This window comes from Arsukibacterium sp. (assembly GCF_041616895.1).
Taxonomy (GTDB): Bacteria; Pseudomonadota; Gammaproteobacteria; order Enterobacterales; family Alteromonadaceae; genus Alishewanella.
Genome location: NZ_JBFJPY010000191.1, coordinates 1 through 2,406 on the forward strand (window position 1 = coordinate 1; position 2,406 = coordinate 2,406).

The 2,406-nt window shown below is 53.1% G+C and carries 2 protein-coding genes; one reads left to right on the forward strand and one right to left on the reverse strand.

Annotation, left to right across the window (positions count from 1 at the left end):
• A partial coding sequence (locus ABY802_RS16605) for a tryptophan halogenase family protein (RefSeq protein WP_372628230.1) occupies positions 1-1,107 on the reverse strand: 1,107 nt, incomplete at its 3' end.
• A gap of 216 nt (positions 1,108-1,323) precedes the next feature.
• Here ABY802_RS16605 and ABY802_RS16610 point away from each other — a divergent pair.
• Positions 1,324-2,406 (forward strand): threonine/serine exporter ThrE family protein (locus ABY802_RS16610; RefSeq protein WP_372628231.1); only part of this gene is annotated, 1,083 nt, incomplete at its 3' end.

The following is a 2,406-nucleotide window of genomic DNA, read 5'->3' on the forward strand; positions in this document are numbered from 1 at the left end:
CACCTGTTGGGCACCTGGCGCGGGCTGTCCCGCCTGCCAGTGCTGAATAAAACGGTTAACCGTTTCCTGCACCAGCATCAGGGCGGTCGCTTCCAATGGTTCAATAAAGCCCTGGGCCAAACCCACCGCCAGACAATTCCGCTGCCAGCTGTTGGCTACCCGGCCTACTTTCATTTGCAAATGGCGGGCGCTGACATCGGCTTCAAGTAACCCCAGTTCACGTCGTAGTTCAGTTTCAGCCTGATCGGCACTGACAAAATGCTGGCTATAGACATAACCATTACCCACCCTCGAGGTCAGCGGTATATGCCAGCGCCAGCCATATTGCATGGCAATCGCCGAGGTTTGCGGGCGAGGCTGTGGCTCAACCGGCGTTGCTAACGCGACGGCGGCGTTATTAAACAAATTATCGGCAAAGCTGATAAAAGGCTCGGCTAAGGCCTGTTGCAGCAGCCGGCTTTGAAAACCGGAGCAATCGACAAAAAAATCGGCATGCAGCCTCTGGCCATCTTCACAGTACAGGCTGTCGATATCGCCAGCCGGGGTAAGTTGCACCTGGCTTACCTGATTGATCAGGTGGCGCACGCCAGCAGAAATAGCCTGGTGCTGTAACATCTTTCCCAGCAAGCCAGCGTCAAAATGGTAGGCGTAATCGAGCGCAAAGGGCGCGGTGTCGCTAATTGGCAGCCGCCGTAGCTGTGCCAGCTGGCTGGCCAGAAAAAAGCTGTCGGGGTGTGCGTCGGCTGCCATGCCTTTGCGCCGCAATACGCCATTAAAATAGCAACCTTTAGCCGTTTCATCGTCTGTTGCACTGGGGAAAGGATGAAAATAATGGTTAAAACCAGGCCTGGTTGACCAGCCCTGAAAGCAAATTCCGGTTTTGTAGGTGGCGTGACACTGTGCCATCCAGTTGGTTTCGGCCAGCCCGAGTGTTGCAAATAACTGGCGCAGTTGTGGGGTGGAGCCCTCGCCCACACCGATGGTGCCAATTTGCGGCGATTCTAACAGACTGATCTGCCAGTGGCTTGGTAACGCGCGGGCCAGCAGGTTGGCACAGATCCAACCCGCAGTTCCACCACCTAAAATAATGAGCTGTTGAGGTTGCATACCGTCACTGTTGATTTCGCCTGTAGTATTGTTACACCGGATTATTGCAAAGCGCAATACGTTACAGCCGGCTATGTGCTTGGTGCAGCGGCCGTTATTGCGGTCGGTTACAGACATATTATTGTAAATTACTGATGGCAACACTGCTATTGGTAGACTTTTGCTTTACAATTAGCCGCCTATTTAAGTGCCAGGCCGAACTGCAGGAAACCGCTTGTGTATACCGCTGATTTTAATCACAAACGTAAATTTATCGTCAAACTGGGCAAGATGCTGCATAAATACGGCACCCCGGCTTACCGGCTGGAAGCCCACCTTACCGAACTGACTACCCACCTCGCGCTGAAGGGCTCGTTTATTATTTCGCCTACTTCCATGACCTTTGTATTGTGGACCGAAGGCCATGAACAGGAGTATACCCATGCCTCGCGGGTTAACCCTGGCGATTTAGATTTAGGGGCATTGTCGCGCACTGACGAACTGGTTGATCAGGTATTGCAGGGCCAGGTCAGCATTCATGAGGCCGATGCCTTGCTAGATGCCATTGATGCCCGCCCCAGCTCTTACGGCAAGTTAGCCACCGCAGTGGCGATGATGGCTTCGGGTGGCGCCTTTGCAATGTTAATGGCCACCAGCTGGAATGACGTGCTGTGGTCGGCGGTATTATCGTTACTGGTATATGTGTTTGTGCTGTGGGCACAGCGCTCGCGCCGAGTGGCCAATATGCTGGAGCCGCTGGTTGCCATGGCGGCGGCAATTGGTGCTTGTGCGATCAGCAGTTACATTGACCCAGGAATTAATATCCGGCTTACCGTGTTATCAGCCATTATTTCGTTTATACCCGGCTTAGCATTAACCATTGGCTTTGCCGAATTAGCCGCGCGCCATCTGGTGTCGGGTAATGCGCGTATTATGGACGCCCTGATGATGCTGTTTAAGCTATATTTTGGGGCCTTTTTGGGCATTGCCATCGGTTTTACCCTGTTTGGTATGGTCGATTTTGTTAAACCTGAGCCAATATCCCGCCATTTTGCCTGGTTGGCGGTGGGTATTCTGGTCAGCTCGCTAATCGTATTGTTCAGAAGCCGTGGTAAATATACCCTGTGGTCACTGGCCGCGGGCTTTATTGCTTATGGTGTCAGTATTACCGGTGCCAGCCTGGTCGATTACACCATGGGCGCGTTTCTGGGTGCCTTTGCGGTGGGTATTTACAGTAACCTGTTTACCCGGCTGGCCAAGGCACCGGCGGTTATTGTGGCGATGCACGGGTTAATTGTGCTGGTGCCTGGCAGTAAAACC